Source organism: Neobacillus sp. OS1-32 (assembly GCF_030915425.1).
GTDB classification, from domain to species: Bacteria; Bacillota; Bacilli; order Bacillales; family Cytobacillaceae; genus Neobacillus; species Neobacillus paridis.
Genome location: NZ_CP133263.1, coordinates 3,094,165 through 3,112,711, shown reverse-complemented (window position 1 = coordinate 3,112,711; position 18,547 = coordinate 3,094,165). Strand labels below are relative to the sequence as shown.

16 protein-coding genes and 1 pseudogene are annotated in these 18,547 nt (G+C 37.9%); 13 read left to right on the top strand and 4 right to left on the bottom strand.

Annotated features, from left to right (window positions below):
- Positions 1-399 precede the first annotated feature (399 nt).
- The 3 genes and pseudogenes from RCG24_RS15380 to RCG24_RS15370 all read left to right on the top strand — a co-directional run bounded on the left by RCG24_RS15380 (position 400) and on the right by RCG24_RS15370 (position 6,930).
- Positions 400-4,746 (top strand): S8 family serine peptidase, encoded by a 4,347-nt coding sequence (locus RCG24_RS15380; protein ID WP_308077439.1) that lies wholly within the window; start codon positions 400-402, stop codon positions 4,744-4,746.
- A gap of 71 nt (positions 4,747-4,817) precedes the next feature.
- On the top strand, positions 4,818-6,122 hold the full coding sequence (locus RCG24_RS15375) for an Ig-like domain-containing protein (protein ID WP_308077438.1): 1,305 nt from the start codon (positions 4,818-4,820) through the stop codon (positions 6,120-6,122).
- A gap of 366 nt (positions 6,123-6,488) precedes the next feature.
- Positions 6,489-6,930: pseudogene (locus RCG24_RS15370) on the top strand (NUDIX domain-containing protein).
- Here RCG24_RS15370 and RCG24_RS15365 read toward each other — a convergent pair.
- From RCG24_RS15365 to RCG24_RS15350, 4 genes are all read right to left on the bottom strand, one after another.
- Complete coding sequence (locus RCG24_RS15365; RefSeq protein WP_308077437.1) at positions 6,927-7,601, bottom strand: TVP38/TMEM64 family protein; 675 nt, start codon at positions 7,599-7,601, stop codon at positions 6,927-6,929. The pseudogene RCG24_RS15370 and the gene RCG24_RS15365 sit on opposite strands and share 4 nt — an antisense overlap.
- Before the next feature lie 129 nt (positions 7,602-7,730).
- Positions 7,731-8,819, bottom strand: a complete 1,089-nt coding sequence (locus RCG24_RS15360) for a sensor histidine kinase (RefSeq protein WP_308077436.1) — start codon at positions 8,817-8,819, stop codon at positions 7,731-7,733.
- Entirely contained in the window at positions 8,816-9,502 is a 687-nt protein-coding gene (locus RCG24_RS15355; protein WP_308077435.1) for a response regulator transcription factor, read from the bottom strand. Before RCG24_RS15355 ends, RCG24_RS15360 begins: the two co-directional genes overlap by 4 nt.
- 40 nt (positions 9,503-9,542) lie before the next feature.
- On the bottom strand, positions 9,543-10,100 hold the full coding sequence (locus RCG24_RS15350) for a class I SAM-dependent methyltransferase (RefSeq protein ID WP_308077434.1): 558 nt from the start codon (positions 10,098-10,100) through the stop codon (positions 9,543-9,545).
- A gap of 476 nt (positions 10,101-10,576) precedes the next feature.
- Between RCG24_RS15350 and RCG24_RS15345 the strand changes: the two genes are divergently transcribed.
- From RCG24_RS15345 to RCG24_RS15305, 10 genes are all read left to right on the top strand, one after another.
- The gene (locus RCG24_RS15345; RefSeq protein WP_308077433.1) at positions 10,577-11,836 is read left to right on the top strand and encodes a CYP152 family fatty-acid peroxygenase CypC; all 1,260 of its coding nucleotides are present in this window, start codon (positions 10,577-10,579) and stop codon (positions 11,834-11,836) included.
- Between the two features lie 326 nt (positions 11,837-12,162).
- Complete coding sequence (locus tag RCG24_RS21340; protein ID WP_142301762.1) at positions 12,163-12,207, top strand: erythromycin resistance leader peptide; 45 nt, start codon at positions 12,163-12,165, stop codon at positions 12,205-12,207.
- Positions 12,208-12,584: 377 nt separating this feature from the next.
- Positions 12,585-13,478 carry a putative RNA methyltransferase gene (locus RCG24_RS15340; RefSeq protein ID WP_308077431.1) on the top strand — a complete coding sequence of 298 codons (894 nt, stop codon included), beginning with the start codon at positions 12,585-12,587 and terminating at the stop codon, positions 13,476-13,478.
- Entirely contained in the window at positions 13,478-14,941 is a 1,464-nt protein-coding gene (locus RCG24_RS15335; RefSeq protein WP_308077430.1) for an Msr family ABC-F type ribosomal protection protein, read from the top strand. Before RCG24_RS15340 ends, RCG24_RS15335 begins: the two co-directional genes overlap by 1 nt.
- A 266-nt stretch (positions 14,942-15,207) precedes the next feature.
- Positions 15,208-15,690 carry a DUF2975 domain-containing protein gene (locus tag RCG24_RS15330; protein ID WP_308077429.1) on the top strand — a complete coding sequence of 161 codons (483 nt, stop codon included), beginning with the start codon at positions 15,208-15,210 and terminating at the stop codon, positions 15,688-15,690.
- 10 nt (positions 15,691-15,700) lie between these two features.
- Positions 15,701-15,925: a helix-turn-helix domain-containing protein gene (locus tag RCG24_RS15325; RefSeq protein ID WP_308077428.1), complete on the top strand. Its 225-nt coding sequence runs from the start codon at positions 15,701-15,703 to the stop codon at positions 15,923-15,925.
- 68 nt (positions 15,926-15,993) lie between these two features.
- A complete protein-coding gene (locus RCG24_RS15320) occupies positions 15,994-16,791 on the top strand; it encodes a DUF817 domain-containing protein (protein ID WP_308079195.1) in 798 nt (265 codons plus the stop codon).
- 166 nt (positions 16,792-16,957) lie between these two features.
- On the top strand, positions 16,958-17,452 hold the full coding sequence (locus tag RCG24_RS15315) for a CBO0543 family protein (RefSeq protein WP_308077427.1): 495 nt from the start codon (positions 16,958-16,960) through the stop codon (positions 17,450-17,452).
- Positions 17,449-17,916 (top strand): CBO0543 family protein, encoded by a 468-nt coding sequence (locus RCG24_RS15310; protein WP_308077426.1) that lies wholly within the window; start codon positions 17,449-17,451, stop codon positions 17,914-17,916. The genes RCG24_RS15315 and RCG24_RS15310 overlap by 4 nt, the downstream gene beginning before the upstream one ends.
- A gap of 274 nt (positions 17,917-18,190) precedes the next feature.
- Positions 18,191-18,538, top strand: coding sequence for an ArsR/SmtB family transcription factor (locus RCG24_RS15305; protein ID WP_202655609.1), 348 nt, complete (start codon positions 18,191-18,193; stop codon positions 18,536-18,538).
- Positions 18,539-18,547: the final 9 nt, after the last annotated feature.

The following is an 18,547-nucleotide window of genomic DNA, read 5'->3' as shown; positions in this document are numbered from 1 at the left end:
TGAAAAACCACTTTTCGGACAGCCCTTTTTCTTTTGCCCAAAGTTTTTCTATTGAATTTTTGTGACAATATTAACTATAAAAAGCAACTTCATAGGAAGTTACTTGAAAAATAGTGAAAGTTACGATCCTATTTAAGACAAATCTTTTGTGAGAATGATCAATTTCCTTGGAAATATGTAAATGCCTAAGAGGTTTTGTCAAAATAAGAGTGATACTGGGGAAAAATTTATTCCAAAAATTCAAAATATTACAAAATAAGCTATATACGAACAATAGCTTTTAATGGTATAGTCCTTTTGCTAGGGTAAATTTGGCAGTTTTACCATATTTACTAGAGAAAAATTTATAAGGGGGGACATGTGTTTTAGTATTTTACAATAATTTAAGGAGGAGTTTCATTGAAAAAGAGTAAAAAAATGAAGCAAGCGGCCTCTCTTGGATTAGCCTCATTACTCACAGTGTCGAGTCTTTATTCTGGAGGGCCTACATACGCAGCTTCGAAGGAAAATTCCGGTATTGTAAATCAACTTTTAGATGGAATTAAAAAGGAAGGTCTAAAGAAAATTAAAGAAACAGCAGGATTTGATGATGCTGAAAAAGTAAGGGTCATCATTGAATTGGAAGGTGAACCTGCTATTAAGCAGGCCACTAAAAAAGGGATCATGTATAAGGACTTAAAAACTTCACAAAAAGAAAGTTTAGAAGATGCGATAAAAGAGGAACAACAAGACTTCATTGATCAGGTCAAAAAAGAAAAAATTGATTTAAAAGTGCAAAACTCCTTCACAACGGTATTAAATGGGATTAGTGGTGAGGTAGAGTTTGGAGATATTGAAGCAATTGAAAAAATCCCAGGGGTTGAAAGTGTCTCGATTGCTACGGAATATGAACGCCCTAAGGAAAAGCCAAATATGATTTCCAGCAAGGAAATGGTCGAAGCCCAACAAACGTGGAATGCCGGCTACAACGGTAAAGGGATGGTTGTCGGAATCATTGATACGGGCCTTGACTACAATCATAAAGATATGAAATTAACAGACAAAAATGGTATTAAGCTAACAAAAGATTCCGTTTCAAATATCGTTGATAAGGAACACCTGGAAGGGAAATTCTACACAGAAAAAATCCCCTATGGCTACAACTATATGGATAAGAATGATGAAATTCTTGATTTGGGGCCAGATGCTTCCATGCACGGTATGCATGTGGGTGGAACAGTCGGTGCTAACGGGGATGAATCAAAGGATGGTATTAAAGGGGTAGCTCCTGAGGCGCAATTGTTGGCATTGAAAGTTTTTGGAAATGACCCGGCAATGCCATCGACTTTTGGGGATGTCTATATTAAAGCGATTGACGATGGAATTAAGCTTGGGGCTGATGTTCTAAATATGAGCTTAGGTTCGACAGCAGGGTTTGTTGATGATAACAATATGGAGCAAAAAGCGGTGGATAATGCCGTGCAAAATGGAATTGTCATGTCCATCTCTGCAGGGAACTCCGATAATATCAGCGGTGAGTTCGGTAAAAATCCACTTGCTGCCAACCCTGATATTGGCTTAGTCGGTGCTCCATCAGTATCGAAGAGCTCCTTATCGGTAGCATCGATAGAAAATAATAAAATCACGCTCGACCAAATGAGCATGAAATTTGGAAATGAGGCTCTGTCAATTGCCTATAAAAAGCAATCCTCTCCAGATCCGTTAGAAGTGTTTGGAAATGCGGAAAAGGATGTTGTTTATGTGGGTGATGGCAGTGCTGCCCAGTATACAGGCAAAGATGTGAAAGGGAGAGTAGTATTCGCTTCTCGTGTGGCTACCAATCCAAACTATGGTGAAATCCAAGCCCAAGCAGAAAAAGCTGGTGCAGCAGGCGTCATCGTGAAGGGACATCCTTCTCATGGTGACTATGTCAGCATGGCCTTAAACTCTCCAAAGATTCCGTTAGTTTCGTTAAGTCAAAGTGACGGCAACACATTAATTTCAAAATTCACAGCCAATGGCGGTACTGGAAAGGTGACGTTTACAGGAAAAACAGCAACCGTTGCTAACAGCGCTGCAGGACATATGTCTGACTTCACCTCATGGGGCGTCACACCAAGCCTTGAAATGAAGCCGGAAATTACAGCTCCAGGCGGGCAAATTTATTCCACATTGAATGATAATAAATACGGTGTGATGAGCGGGACATCGATGGCTGCTCCACATGTTTCCGGTGGGTCTGCATTAGTTCTTCAACGTGTACAGCAATTATTCCCTGAGCTAAAAAATGCAGAAAAATCGAAGCGTGCCAAAGTGTTATTGATGAATACCGCGAAACCAGTAGAAGACCTAGATCATGATGGTATCTACTATTCACCACGTCGTCAAGGATCAGGAATCATGCAGCTTCATTCCGCTGTCTCGACTCCTGTTTATGTCACGAAAAAAGACTCAAATGAAGCAAAAGTAGAGTTAAAAGAAATCAAGGATGACTCCTTTACCTTTACACTAACAGCAACAAACGTGAGTAAAGATGATGCAAGCTACAAGGTCGATACGTCTGTTCTAACAGATGCGGTTTCTGGAAAATCTCTAGCATTAGCAGAACGCAATATTACAAAAGCAAAGGTAACAGTCGATACACCAGAATTTACTCTTTTTGCTGGTAAATCCAAAGATATTACCATTAGAGTAGATCTGAAAGATGCTAAAGCAGAACTAGAAAAACTGATGCCAAACGGCTATTTTGTCGAAGGGTTTGTCCGCCTCATTAATACGAAGGATCAAGGCTTCCCTGATCTAATCGTTCCATATGTCGGCTACAAAGGAGATTGGAATAAACCACCGGTTCTTGACAATATGGTGTACGATCAAGATTCATATTTTGGTATTTCCGTCATGGTTGATGATGAAGGCTATGCGATAGGGCGAAATGGTGTTTCCGGCAAGTACGACAAAAATACCATTGCCATTTCACCAAATGCTGATAATTTGAATGATTCCATTGCACCGGCTCTTTCCTTCTTACGTAATAGTAAGGAAGTAGAATACAGCATTACCGATAAAGACGGTAATAAATTACGCACGCTCGCAACAGACAAGAATCAAAGCAAAAACTATAAAGCTACTGCTCCATATGTCTATAAGCCTAGCAAAACAACTTGGGATGGCTTTATCAAGAGCAGCAAAGCGGAAGATGGCCTATATTATTATCAAGTCAAAACACAGGTCGATTATGAAGGCAAAGATCCGCAAGTCATGAAGATCCCTGTCATTGTCGATACAAAGAACCCAGTTGTTAAAAATATTTCCTATAGTTCCAAAAATGGCATTCTTTCCTTCGATGCTGCGGATGAAAGAAGCGGCCTGCAATTTGTTCAAGTTCAGGTTAATGGTGAGGAGATTGGGAATTATGATGCCAGTAAGACAAAGTCATTTAAAATCAATTTAAAAGACGTCAAGAAATCCTCAACGATTTCTGTATTGGCAGTGGACAATGCCTATAATGTTGGCAGTGCGGCAATCTCGAATGTGTCTGATGATACGATTCCATATGTCATTACATCAGCACCTGAAGCACTTGGAGTCTATGATACTCGTGAAATTCCGGTAACAGGCTATATTGCTGATGCTTCTAAGGTCGAGGAATTAACTGTGAAAGCAGACAATCTCGAAGGTGGGGAAGTGACTATCCCGCTGAAATACAATGAAAAAACGAAAAACTATGAGTTCAGCACACAGCTTAAATTTACCGAGGATGGCGTACATGATCTTTACCTCAGCAGCAAAGATTCTGTAGGCAATAAAATTGAATTTAGACGTCAAGTCTTTATTGATACAACACCAGCTGAAATTGAAGTAAGCGGAATTCCAGAAGGGAATTTTGTAGCAGAAGGCGATAAGGATCCCGTCTTGAAAGTGAAGACAGCCGATAACTTTGATGAGCTTCGTTTAGTGGTTGACGGAGAAGAGGTCTATAAACACGAATTTGATGAACCGTTTGCGATGAGACCCCACTCTCACGAAGCTGAAGTTACTTTAGATTATTTAAAAACTGGCCGTAACGTAGTAACAATCTTTGCAACTGATCTCGCTGGTCATGTTACCAAGAAAAACATTGTCATTTATAAAGGCACAAAACCAGAAGGTGCCGTGACTACTTCTTATGAGTTTGGCACATCAGCAGATGTCAGTACGGAAAATCCAGCTGTCTTTAATGCTGAGGCAACTAATTCTGTGAAATGGACAGCAAAGGTTATTGATCCAGATGGCAAAGAGTATACACTAGACTCCGCTGAAGGTAAAACGTACACAGCAAAATTCACACCGGATGAATTGGCGCCAAGCGGTCAGTATACGCTGCAATTTGGTCAAGCAGGCAGTGACGATCTGCAAGAAGTGACCTTCACTGTTTCAAATTATCCGGTTGTCATCGAAGGCCCTTCACACAAAGAGGGAGCAAAAGCGATTGAAGTAAAAAAAGAGGATGGCATTTTATCGATTGCGGCTAAAGTAGCGAATTGCGGCGATGCGAAAACTGATGCCCAAGTCATCGTTCAGGTGAAAAATAGCGATGAAGAAGTTGTCGTCTTCGAAACCTTTAGCCTCAAAAAACTTAATAAAGGTGCCCGCGATCAAGTGGCTGTAAACTTGCCGCTCGATTCATTAGAAAAAGGGGAATACACGGCTGAGGTCTTCGTTTGGAGCAGCCTTGATGATCCAACACCATTAGCCAAGACCGAAAGTAAACAGTTTTCAGTGGAATAAATAAAAAAGTTTTGGGGAAAGAGGGGGTGACCTCTCTTTCTTCCATACATAATATACAAGGAGTGAACATAATGAAAAGGTTGGTTTTAGCCATTATTATGATGTTAGTTTTTGGCTATGTTGCCCCTGCATATGCAGCGGAAGTAACCATCGACTTCAATACCGATAAGGAAAAATATGTGACAGGAGAAAAAATAACTGTCACTGGCAAGGTATTAAAAGATGGAGCGAAGGGGACAGGAACAAGCCCTGCTTTAAGCTTATATAATTCTAGTAAACAACTAATTCAATCATACCAATGGGATGATACAAACATCGATTCGGATGGAAGCATCAAAACTACGATTACGGTTGGTAAGAAAATGGAAACTGGGGATTATACTCTACGATTAACAGCAAAAGGAGCAAAGATGCAGGAGCGTAAGATAAGTATTTCAACTACGGTTGATCCTGAGCCAAACCCAGGAGATAACTCTGGAACAAACCCAACTCCAGATCCAACACCAACGCCAGACCCAACACCAACGCCAGTACCGAAACCAGAACCAAATCCTGGACCAGTCACACCGACACCAGATCCAGAACCTGGACATACGCCAGATCCAAGTCCAAATCCTTCAACACCAACTGCCCCAGAAGCACCGAAGGTAAACAATGTTACTTCTGAAAGTCTAATGATTACTGGTTCAGCACCAAAGGGGACAAGGGTTGAAATTACGGATAAACATAAACTAACTTTAAAGGGCAATACATCAGACAAAGGGACTTTTTCTATTAAGCTAGCCAACAAAATCAAAGCTGGTACTGTTTTATATGTGAAAGCTGTAAATGCTGGAGGTTTAGCCAGCCCAACAGTAAAACTAACCGTCATTGACAAAACTGCGCCATCAGCCCCTTCAGTAAAATCAATCAGTGATAAAGATAGCAAAATTACTGGGAAATCAGAAGCAAATGCGAAGATTATTGTAACAGCAGGCAGTAAACAATTAGCGGCAAAATCCGCTGATAAAAAGGGGAGCTTCTCTCTGCCGATTAAAAAGCAAAAGGCGGGTACGATTCTCCTTGTGAAAGCGGTCGATCAGGCGGGCAATGTTAGTAAAGGAACAAAGGTAAAAGTTGTAGATAAGACGCCGCCGAGTGCGCCAAAAGTTGACAAAGTTACAGTGAAATCAACAAAAGTAACAGGTAAAGCAGAGGCCGGAGCGAAGGTTTATGTGAAAATTGGTTCGAAAATTGTGGCGACTGCTACGGTCAATCGCAATGGAAACTTCTCTGTCAAAATTAAAAAGCAAAAAGTAAAAACGTCAATTTATGTCTATGTGGAGGATAAAGCTGGAAATAAGGGGAAATCCGCAAAAACAACAGTAAAAAAATAATAGATAAAGACCAAAGCAGCTTCCCCAGGAATGGAGGGAAGCTTTTTTGTGTGTATTAAATCAATCACAGTTTTATTATTGTTTGAAGTTATCTTTACTATTTTTCATATACATCAAGTTCAATTATTTTAAGATTTGTTGTACAATATAAAATGTACAAAAAATAATAATCTTCGTTTTTGAACTGGAAAATTGTAGATAGGGTTCCGCTATTTATATAGGACTGTGACCGAGGTCTACATCTTTTACAAAATGTAAAAGGCACCTATTGACATAAAAGGTCCGAGGGGAAAGGTTCAGCGTATTTGTTATGCGTTGACATCTTTCCTTTCGGCCTTTTTTTAATTTTAAAAGGAGGTTTTTCGTATGGAGAGAATTGATGAATTAAGGGCTGGTGTTGCTGTTATCATTTTTAATGAGGAGAATCAAGTTTTATTACAGAAAAGAGCAGATGTAGGACTATGGGGCATTCCTTCGGGACATGTAGAAATAGGAGAAACAGTTTCTCAAGCAGCCATCAGGGAAGTAAAGGAGGAAACTAACTTAGATATCAGTATTAAAAAGTTAATTGGTGTTTATTCTGACCCTAATTCACAAATATTTGTTTATCCAAATGGTAAAGTAGTACATTTTATAACAACTTGTTTTCTTGCTGAAATTACAGGAGGAGAACTTAGATGTAATTCAGAATGAATCACTTGAAATTAAATTTTTTGGGCAACTAAACCTGCCTCATGATTTATTGAAAATGCATCCACGATGGTTAAAAGATGCTCTTGTAAATAGAGAAATGGCATTTATTCGTTAAAGTGATACCTCTATTGAAGTAATGCTTTTATTTGCCGTTAAATTGCATGGTTTCTGTTTTAAATTGTTCCAAATTTTTACCGTAATAACTCCAATTACTACAACAGAAATTACGATCAAGGTAACACCAAGTAGTGATTCACCAATAGTTATTCCAAGAAAGCTATACAACATCACGACTGGAATGTTTGAAATCATGATTGTTAAGATGTAGGTTCGATAATGAATCCCAACGGATGCCGACAAAAAACAAATTGCATCAGTCGGGGCTATTGGACAAATGATACCCAATGCCAAAAACTTATAATTGTACTTTTCCAGAAGTGCTTTTAGTTGTGGATTTTTATGCTCAAGAAATTGATTTAACTTTTTACTTGAAAGTGTTTTGGAAAGAACAAATACCAATGTTTCGCTAATAAGTATTCCCGCCATAGATAGAAAAAAGCCTAATAGTGGGTCAAAGCAAATTCCACCCAAAATCATTAGCGTTACACCTGGTATAAAGGCAAAAAGCCTTACGATCCATAGACCCACAAATACTAACATTGCGTATTTTGTGTTTCCAGTGATAAATTCCTTTAATGCATCCAAATGAAGTGACAGTAAATGATTTTGCTTTAATATATAAACGGATAAAATCCATATTGCAACAATAATAAGTTTCTTTTTCAATTGGCTCACATCCCTTTGCTTTTGATATTTACATCATAAGCAAAGAGGATTAAGAAACAGTATGGGAAATCCTAAAGAATTCTTAAGTTCTAATAAAAAACAATGACTTATGGGACTTTAATCCATAAGTCATTGTTTTATCGGTTGCTCTACTCTAAAGGTTATCCAACCTTCTTTATATTCTGCTCGAATGTTTCCACCATGCAATTCAACAATTCTTTTTGAGATGGCAAGTCCAAGACCCGTACCTTGATTATTCCTTCTTGCCTTATCCCCTATAAAAAATCTATCAAATAGTTTATTTATATCGTCAACAGGAGGAGATTCAACTTGATTTGATGCTTTCAAAATTGCCATAGAACCCTGTTTTTCCAACTTGATGTGTATTTCTGACGGTTTTAAACTGTATTTTATTGCATTTGCAAGAAGATTTTCATAAACCCGTACCATTTTTTCAACATCCATTATAACGGAAATTTCTTCATTGGGTATTTCCTTTACAACAGTTAGTTTTTCCTTATCAAAAATGGGAACGTATTCCCCGATCAATTGTACTAATAAACCCACCAAGTCCACTTCATTAAAGTCTAATTGGACATCAGGGCTTGTTAAACGAGTATATTCAAAAAGTTCATTGATTAGAGCTTCAAGTCTTTTTGATTTTGAGTAAGAAGTATCAAGATATTCAATTAGTTGACTTTGATCTGAATACTTACCCTTTCTCAACAAGTCTAAATATCCAATTATGGATGTTAAAGGCGAACGCAAATCATGGGATACATTTGTTATTAGTTCATTTTTTGCCATTTCCAATTGTCTTTCATATTCAAATTTGCTCGCCAATTCTTTAGACATACTATTGACGTTTTCAGCAAGTCTGCTTAATTCATCATTTCCTTTCATTTCAATGGTTAATCCCAAGTTTCCATTGGCAATATCATTAATACTTTCTGTAATACGCTTTATATACATAATTTTTTTTCGAATCATTGCTAAGAAAGTGACAATAAAAGAAAGGATAACAAAAGTAAATATTAAAAAAACGATAAAATTATAGGTAGTTACTCCAATTTCATCAATAGTAAGATATTTAATATTATAATAATGCAAAATAATTTGAGAGATAATTGTCATGACAACAATCGAAACAAAAAAACTAATAGCAACTGCTACCAAAAGTGTTACAAGTAATGAATTCTTGATTCGATATCTCTTCATATTTTATAGCCGACTCCCCAAACAGTTTTGATATAGATGGGATGTTTCGGATCTTCTTCAATCTTCTCCCTAATTTTTGTGATATGCACCATTACCGTATTATCCGACTTAAAAAAGTCTTCTTTCCAAACAGCTTCGTATATTTTGCTGACGCTTAACACTATGCCTTTATTACGGACAAGAAGTTCAAGTATATCAAATTCCTTCGGTGTAAGCCTTACTTCCTTCTTCCCCACCCATACTTGGCGAGTATCCGTATTTATTTTTAAATCGCCAATTTCAATGATGCTTTTGTCATTATCAGCTTCGGCATTATACCTTTTATATCGTCGAAGTTGAGACTTTACTCTTGCTATGAGTTCCAATGGATTAAATGGTTTCGCTATATAATCATCTGCACCAGAAGCAAGCCCCTGGATTTTATCCATATCTTCTGATTTCGCTGAAAGCATGATGATGGGCATATGGCGTTCTTCTCTAATCTTCATACAGGCTTCAATTCCATCCATTTTCGGCATCATTATATCTAAAATAATGAGGTCAAACACCTCTTTATCCAGTAGTTTTAACGCTTCAAGGGCATCTTCTGCCTGTTTTGTCTGGATTCCTTCGTTTTCTAAATAGACAGAGATAAGGTTTCTGATTTCCTTATCATCATCAACAATTAAAATTTTTGTACTCAATCTATTTCACATCCCTTACGTACCATCTAGTAACCTACACTTAATTTTGGCAACATAACACAAAAGCAGGCGGAATATTTCGGTATTCACGTTTAATGTTAATTTGTTCAAAATATTGATTGAAAAGTGCCTTTTTAAACAGGGTATATTGAAAAGTAATAAACTCCCCCCTGTTTTTCAACAACTTTCTTGTTTTATTTAAGATAACATTCGAGACATTCTGCGGTAAACTCGCAAAAGGCAAACCAGAGATCACATAGTCAATATAGGGAATTTCATATTTTTTTACATATTTGTCTATGTTCTCTGCCGTGTCGTTTATGATGATAAGGTTGTTTTCACTTTTGTATTTTTCTTTTAACGTCTCGTAAAACACTTTGTTGCTCTCAAACAACATAACTACGGTATCTGGTCTTCTGTATTTTATGATTTTATCTGTAAAGACACCAGTTCCTGCTCCATATTCAACAATATATTTGGCTGATTGGAATTCAACCGTTTCAATCATTTTTTCGGCAAGATAATCTGAACTTGGTAAAACAGCCCCTATTTTTCTTGGACAAAAGAGATATTGAAGAAAAAACATTATTGATTTCAAGCCTATTCACTCCTTCGAAATTGTATTTCTATGGTTAGAATAGACTTAAAACCTAAAGAAACAGTGGTGGAATTTCTTAACAATTCTTAAGATGAATTTCATTATTAAGTGGTATAGCAAAAGAAAAAGCAGGGCGAATTATATGAATTACCCTGCTCTTTGTTGCGGTCGTCACTTGTTTACCGGGCTTTCCGTTTTACTATGTCTTGCCAATGCGGAGGAAGTTCATGTGTTTCTTTGCCTTTATTTGTTGAGCCGGGAGAAAAATTTCAGTAAAGATTAGGATTATTATTATAAATTTTTCCAAGAATGTTCACCACCATTGTAGTATCTCAAAAGCTGTTATTACTTTCCCTCAATTGAAATCCTTAGTGATTGCCATTCTTTTGTAAAAAAACAGAGAAAAGCACTCTTTTGAGTAAACAAGGATGGATTGACAAATAATAGGATTAACTCATAAAAATGGAGTTGATTCTATGATAAATAAACAAAATATGCCTCGGGAAGAAGGATTAGACCATAGTTTAAGCCTGATGCGAGAAGGCTATATGTACATCTTGAATAGACGGCGCAGTTTTCATTCCGATGTCTTTGAGACTCGATTACTTGGGAAGAAAGCAATCTGCATGGGGGGAAAAGAGGCAGCGGAAGTTTTTTATGACACCGAGAAATTCCAAAGGAAAGGCGCTGCACCTAACCGGGCGATCCAAACCTTGTTTGGTCAGAATGGTGTTCAAGCATTAGATGGACAAGCCCACCAACATCGCAAGGAAATGTTTATGTCCATCATGTCCCCTGATGAACTTAGCAGGCTATCTAGCCTTACCAAAAAACAATGGGAGGTAGCTATAGCTAATTGGGAGCAAATGGATGAACTAATCTTTTATGAAGAAACCAAGGAAATATTATGTCGGATAGCCTGTGAGTGGGCTGGAGTACCAATGAAGGAAGATGAAATGGAGAATTTGACCAAGGATTTGGGGGCAATGTTCGAATCCGCAGGTGCAGTCGGGCCCAACCATTGGCTGGGGAGAAATGCCCGAAATGATGTAGAAAAATGGATGGGCGAACTGATTGAAAAGGTCCGCCAAGGGACTGTGAAACCTCCTGAAAATACAGCTTTACATAGATTCTCTTGGCATCGTGATCTAGATGGAAATCTCCTTGATTCCGCAACGGCTTCTGTTGAAGTCATCAATATTCTACGCCCGATTGTGGCAATTGCCATATTTATTAATTTCGTTACTTTAGCATTACATCATTATCCGGAAGAAAGGGAGAAACTCCAATCCGGAGACGCCAAATATGCTCAGATGTTTATTCAAGAAGTTCGTCGTTTTTATCCGTTTTTTCCCTTTGTCATCGCACGGGTGAAGACAGATTTTTCCTGGAACGGCTATCAATTTGAAGAAGGTACTCTAACTCTTTTAGACCTTTATGGCACAAACCATGACCCTGAAATTTGGGACAATCCGGATGTGTTTAATCCTGCCCGCTTTGCCAATTGGGAAGAGAACCCGTTTTCATTCATCCCCCAAGGTGGTGGAGACTACATGATGGGGCATCGCTGTGCTGGTGAATGGGTCACAATTGAAATCATGAAAGTGTGCCTTGATTTTCTTGTCAACCAAATGGATTATGAAGTCCCTGCACAGGACTTAAGTTATAGCATGGTAAGTATGCCAAGTATTCCTCATAGCCAAGTTGTAATCAAAAATGTGAGACGAAAAATATAATTAAGATGGATTACATTCGTTAATAGGATATCTCAAAAAAGCTGATTGCCTTTTTTGTTCGAGAAAATCGGCTTTTTTGTTTAAGAATAAAAAAGAAATCAGCAAAAAAATTCAAGAACAAACTGGTTACTCATTGGAAGTAACGGTTTAAGTCGAAATGGTGCCTGACACCCCGAGTGGTGTCAGGCACCAACCATTTGCTGAATTCTGAAATTAGTGAATCTCGACTATACTTGGTCACTTAGATACATATTACCTTTGACTTCTTTAAAAGGCCAGTATACAATTATAAGTGAATGATAAACGTTTAGGAGGATTATTAAAAAATGACACATGCAATGAGACTACGATTCCCAACTTTGAACCAGTAATTGAATACGGTCAAAGGCTCTGTTCGTGATGCAGAGTAAACGGGATTAGTCTGTCCTTTTTTAATAATCTTCATTTCATATTTGTGAAGTAGTCATTCACCCTATACCGGCAATTTGTTTCTCCACTTAACCAACTTTTGAATGGGGTCACTGATGCCTGATTATGCGTGAAAAAATATGTAATGTACAGAAAGGCGGCTTATTCTGCCTTTCTTTATTTTTGTCTTATTTTAACCTTACTTTGTGTACTCCAAAGGCAGGTTTATTTTCTGACGGCTTTTAATAGCCCCCTAACGGAATAAGGATGGGTCTACTCCCTTTACTCTCAAGTCACAGGCAGATGCTTGTGATTTTTTTATTTGAAAGGAAGAGGAAATATGACTAATAAAGAAAAAAGTGCTGAATTAGCTAGTAAATATGTTCAGGTATTCAGTTGCCCACTTTGTAATAGTCCAATGGCGGTTACTCATTTAAAAAGCCTTATCTGCCTGAATAATCATACGTTTGATTTTGCAAAGCAGGGATATGTAAACATGATGACTCGTTCTGCACATAGCCATTACGACAAGAAATTATTTAAGGCAAGACAAAAAATCATTATGGAAAGTAACTTATATACCTCGCTTCATCAGAAAATTTCAGAAGTTATCAATGAAAAGATACATGCTTCTACTGGTGAAATCCTCATTCTTGATGCTGGCTGTGGCGAAGGTTCCCATTTACAAAGGATTTTAGATAAAGGTAAGAATGGGACAATTACAGGATTAGGTGTAGATATTTCAAAGGAAGGCATTAGAATGGCAGCCAGCAATTACAAAGAATCCATCTGGCTTGTCGGTGATTTAGCTCACTCACCCATATCGGCTCAATCGTGCCATATCATTTTGAATATCCTTTCTCCTGCCAATTATAAGGATTTCAAGCGGATTTTAGTGTCAGACGGTCTCATTGTTAAAGTGGTTCCTCGCACAAATTATCTTAAAGAACTTCGGAAAGCACTTTTCGATGATATGGATAGGAAAACTTATAAAAATGATGAAACGGTGTCACTTTTTAACCAGCATTTTCAACTAGTGAACATGATCCATTTAAGCTATACCAAGAAATTACCTCAATCAGATTTATCAAAATTAGTTCAAATGTCTCCACTTGCCTGGAACTCGAAGAAGGAACAAATTGATAAATTTACAAATCAAGGTTTTTCTGAGATTACCGTTGATTTAGATATTTTGGTAGGAGTAAATAGACAGACGAAGGAGGGCGAAGAGTAATGGAAAATGTATGTATTCAAATGGAAAATATAGAACTTTCATTTTTAGATAGAGTAGTACTAAATATCCCGAGGTTGGCCGTGCACCAGTTTGATCGAATTGGCATTGTTGGAAAGAATGGTGCGGGAAAAAGTACCCTGCTGAAACTTATGGCTGGTCAAATTAAGCCAGATAAAGGCCATGTGAAACGCTTCATAGATTTTGCCTATTTTGATCAACTAACATCACCTGAAAAAACCGAGGTAGATTACGGGCTAAAAGGGAGACTGTCTATTCCAGAAACGGAGATCGAAAACTTTAGCGGTGGTGAACAGACAAGGCTAAAGTTAGCTCAAATTTTCTCAAACTATCATGAAGGATTATTAATTGATGAGCCAACCACTCATCTAGATGGAGAAGGTATACAATTTTTCATCGAAGAATTGTCTTACTATTATGGTGCTTTAATCATTGTGAGTCACGATCGGTATGTATTGGATAAACTTGTAACAAAGATTTGGGAACTGGAAGATGGAATGGTAACCGAATATACAGGGAATTACTCCGAATACGCTCGCCAAAAAGAGCTTCAGAAAAGACAGCAACAGGAACAACATGATCAATACCTCAAAGAGAAATCACGTCTTATGAAAGCGGCAGAGGAAAAAATGAAGAAGGCCGAAAAAATCACACAGGCGAACGGGCGTATGTCCAAAAAGGAAACAAAAGCAAAGGCGAATAAAATGTTTATGACAAAATCAAAGGATACAAGTCAAAAGGCCGTTCAACGAGCAGCAAAAGCAATCGAGCAGAGAGTGGAACAGCTTGAGGCGGTGGAAGCTCCCAAAGAGGAGCAAATCATTCGTTTTCACCAGTCAAATGCTCTTCAATTACACAATAAATTTCCAGTTATAGCGAACCGTTTAACGATAAAAGCAGGGAATAAGGTACTTCTCGAAGAAGCGAGCTTCCAGTTTCCATTAGGTAAGACAATCGCCATTACTGGAAAGAATGGTTCAGGAAAAACAACTTTGCTTCGCCATATATTACAGCGGGGTGAAGGGATTACAATTTCTCCAAAAGCCGTTATCGGTTCCTTTGAACAGATGGATTATCAATTAACAAAAAATGAATCGGTCCTCGGCTTTATGAAAGACAGAAGCGACTACGATGAGAGAAAAATTCGTTCTGTCCTACACTCCATGAGTTTTACAGGAAATGATTTAAAAAAGAATGTCCGCAATTTAAGTGGCGGGGAGGCAATTCGTCTCGTGTTGTGTCAACTGTTTTTAGGAAGATATAATGTACTAGTTTTAGATGAGCCAACAAACTTTTTAGATGTTTTTTGTATTGAAGCCTTGGAACGATTCCTTAAAGCATATGAGGGAACTGTTCTCCTTGTTTCACATGATCGAACTTTTATAGAGAGAGTGGCTGATTGTGTTTATGTCATAGAAGATAAGAAACTAGTGTTAAAGAGATAACGCATTAAGGAGGAGCAGGATAACTCTATTTCTTTATTCTGCCTCTCCAAGTGTCATTAAAGTCGGTTTGCAGTTAAATAGTTAGTATTTAAACGCATTAGGACCATTGTGTATTCAAGGTTTAGATTTTAACGTTATAAGGCATGAGTATTTAGAGGTGAGAAATTAAATATCGATAATAATTCATTAATAAATGATAAATATTTATTGATAATCGATAAATATAAGGGTAAAATATTGATAAATAAACTATCGAGGTGCTTTTGATGAGACGAGGATCAACACTCTTTTTAAAAATTGCTGTTATTCTTATTGGAATCCCTGTGCTTGCTTTGTGCATCTTTTTGGTGCCGAAGATCGGCAAGTTTACAGCAGAATTGTATCCGGATGTTGCTTTTATGAAATATCTCGTTTTACTTGTCATGTATGGAGCGGCGATCCCTTTTTACTTTGCTTTGTATCAGGCTTTTAAACTTTTACACTATATTGACAAGAACAAAGCCTTCTCGCAAATTTCTGTAATGGCTTTAAAAAAAATAAAAAACTGTGCCATCACCATCAGTATCTTGTATGTAGCAGGCATGCCACTGTTTTATCTCATGGCGGAGAAAGACGATGCCCCAGGTATTATAGTAATTGGATTGATCATTATCTTTGGTTCTATTGTGATCGCCGTCTTTGCTGCCGTTCTTCAAAGACTTTTACAGGAAGCTATAGATATAAAATCAGAAAATGATTTAACGGTCTGAGGTGAAAACAATGGCGATAATTATCAATATTGATGTGATGCTGGCAAAGAGAAAAATGAGCGTAACAGAACTTTCGGAAAGGGTTGGAATAACGATGGCTAACCTTTCGATATTGAAAAATGGAAAGGCAAAGGCAATCAGGTTCTCAACTTTAGAAGCAATTTGTAAGGCTTTAGATTGTCAGCCTGGCGATATTTTAGAATATCGAAGTGATGCTGGCACCGAAAATTCATAAAGGGGGAGCTATTTTTGAATTTAACCATCCAAAGTAATTCTCAGAGAAAAACCCTGAAGGCTCAAACCGTGAGAGCACTAAGGCAACTCGTTCGTTTTGGCTGGGAGCAGGCCTTATCTTGTTTGTTTCCAGTTGTAATTTTTGCCTCGTTGGCTTTTACAAAAATCCTCCCGCTTCCCTTCCTGCCCCGGTATGACTGGCTGCTCATCATTTGTCTTCTGATGCAGTGGGTGATGGTACGTTCTGGGTTGGAAACACGGGATGAACTAAAGGTAATCACCTTGTTCCACCTCATTGGACTTGCACTTGAAATTTTCAAGACACATATGGGCTCCTGGTCTTATCCTGAGGAAGGATATTTCAAAATTTTTGGTGTTCCTTTATATAGCGGATTTATGTATGCAAGTGTGGCGAGCTATCTTTGCCAGGCATGGAGGAGGCTGAAGGTTGAACTGGTGAAGTGGCCACCATTTGTGCAGGTGGTGCTTCTTGCCGCTGCGATTTATTTAAATTTTTTCACCCACCATTATTGGATTGATGTTCGCTGGTGGTTATCCGGGCTTGTCATAATTGTCTTTTGGCAATCATGGGTCACATACGAGGTTGATAGAACTCGATACCGCATGCCACTTGCACTTTCTTTTGTACTCATTGGATTTTTTATCTGGATTGCTGAAAATATCGCAACGTTCTTTGGAGCTTGGGAATATCCAAATCAAACCGAAGTATGGAGTCCCGTTCATCTCGGTAAGGTGAGTTCCTGGCTCTTATTAGTGATTGTTAGCTTTCTTATCGTAGCGACGTTAAAGCAGGTTAAAGGGAAGAATTCAACGATGAACGATACGGGTACCGATCCATCTAAATGATGGTTGTCTAAAGGGAATCTTCTTTTTAGACAACCTTTTTCTTTGTACGCTTTCCGCTTGATTAACTCCCTTATTTTGCTCCCAGTGTTATTGAATACGATTTAAGAAAAAGGAAAATACTATAATGTTCATAATAGTTTACTTAGGAGAGGGGGATTTCTGAGGTATGATGATGGAGCATTTGATTCTGTTAGCCATGTGGCTGTTTGGCTTTATTGCTTTTCTTCTGTTTATTCCACGCAAAGAATGGCGCAAAGGACTGTTGGCATTCTTGATGTCTCAAGCGGTCATTTGGCTTTGTGACATGCCTTCCTTTAAATATGGTTTGTTAAGTGCCCCTGTACGGGAGCTGCCAAAAGCGACCGATCTTCCTCTGACAATTAATTATTTTTTTTATCCAGTATTATTTGCCATATATTACGTCCATTATCAACCAAAGAGCAGTCTATGGTATAGATTTATCTACTTTTTTGTATGGGCTACTGGCACGACGCTGTTTGATATTATGCTTGAGAGATATACAGATTTATTAGAATATCAATTATTGACGTGGTATGGGATGTGGATTTACATTGGCTTTCTCAATTACGTGAGTCAAGCTTGCTGCAATTGGTTCTATAAGGATGAAGCCTTGTTTCAAACAAACGGGAGGCCCTCATGAGAATAGAATGGTGGATTTTATTAGCGGTGTACGCAGTTGCAACCGGAATTCTTTTCTTCATACCGAAAAATAAAATACGGCTTGCAGTCGTGGCCTTTTTGTTTAAACAGATTATTACCTTCCTTATCGGTTTAGTAGTCGTACAGCTGGGGCTGCTTGAATACCCTATTCGATTTTTTTCCTCTGTCAGTCGGACGAGCTTCACCTATGAGTATTATGCCTTTCCGGTCATCTGTGCCGCCTTTAATGTTTGGTATCCAAACGACCGAAGCAAACTTATTCAAATAGGGTATTATGTTGGATATACTTCTGTGTTGACAATGGCTGAAGTGGTGATTGAAAAATACACTGATCTCATCAAATACATACATTGGGAATGGTATATTTCCTGGATTTCTATCTGTCTTTCGTTTTATTTAACGCGATCATTTTGTGTCTGGTTTTTTGCCAAGGGGAGAGTTTAATATTGTAATCCCTAACTTCACTTGAAGCTGATTTTAGTAACCCGATTATTAAAACAAGCCACGGAAAAATCGCATTGGTACAGCGTCAGGCTGTAAAGATTTATGTGAAATTCCAGGAAATAATAGGGAAAATTTTTTTATGGCAATGAAAAAGAATTGGGAGGCGTACTGTTGTTACGTTCTCCCATTTTTAAGTCTTGAAATCCATTGAATATTTTTCTATTATATAAGTAAATAATTATTTATTTATGTTGCTTGAGAAGAGGTGTATACCATGGAAAAATCTTTGGTGGAAATAGAACATGCCGCAAATATGTTGAAATTATTAGGTGATAAAACACGCTTAACGATTGTGGCCATGTTAAAACAACGACAATGCTGTGTCTGTGAATTTCAGGAGGTCTTTGACATGAGCCAGCCATCGATAAGCCAGCATCTCCGTAAATTAAAAGATGCAGGGATGGTTAAGGAAGAACGAAGGGGCCAATGGATTTACTATTCCCTAAATGAGAATAGTGAACTATATGGACTTATGGAAGATATTTTAGAGCATGTTCCTGAACAGACAGAGAAAATCAAACAAATTGAAAAAAGCAATCCAACGCTTCGTTGTGGCTGTTAAGCGGTTTTC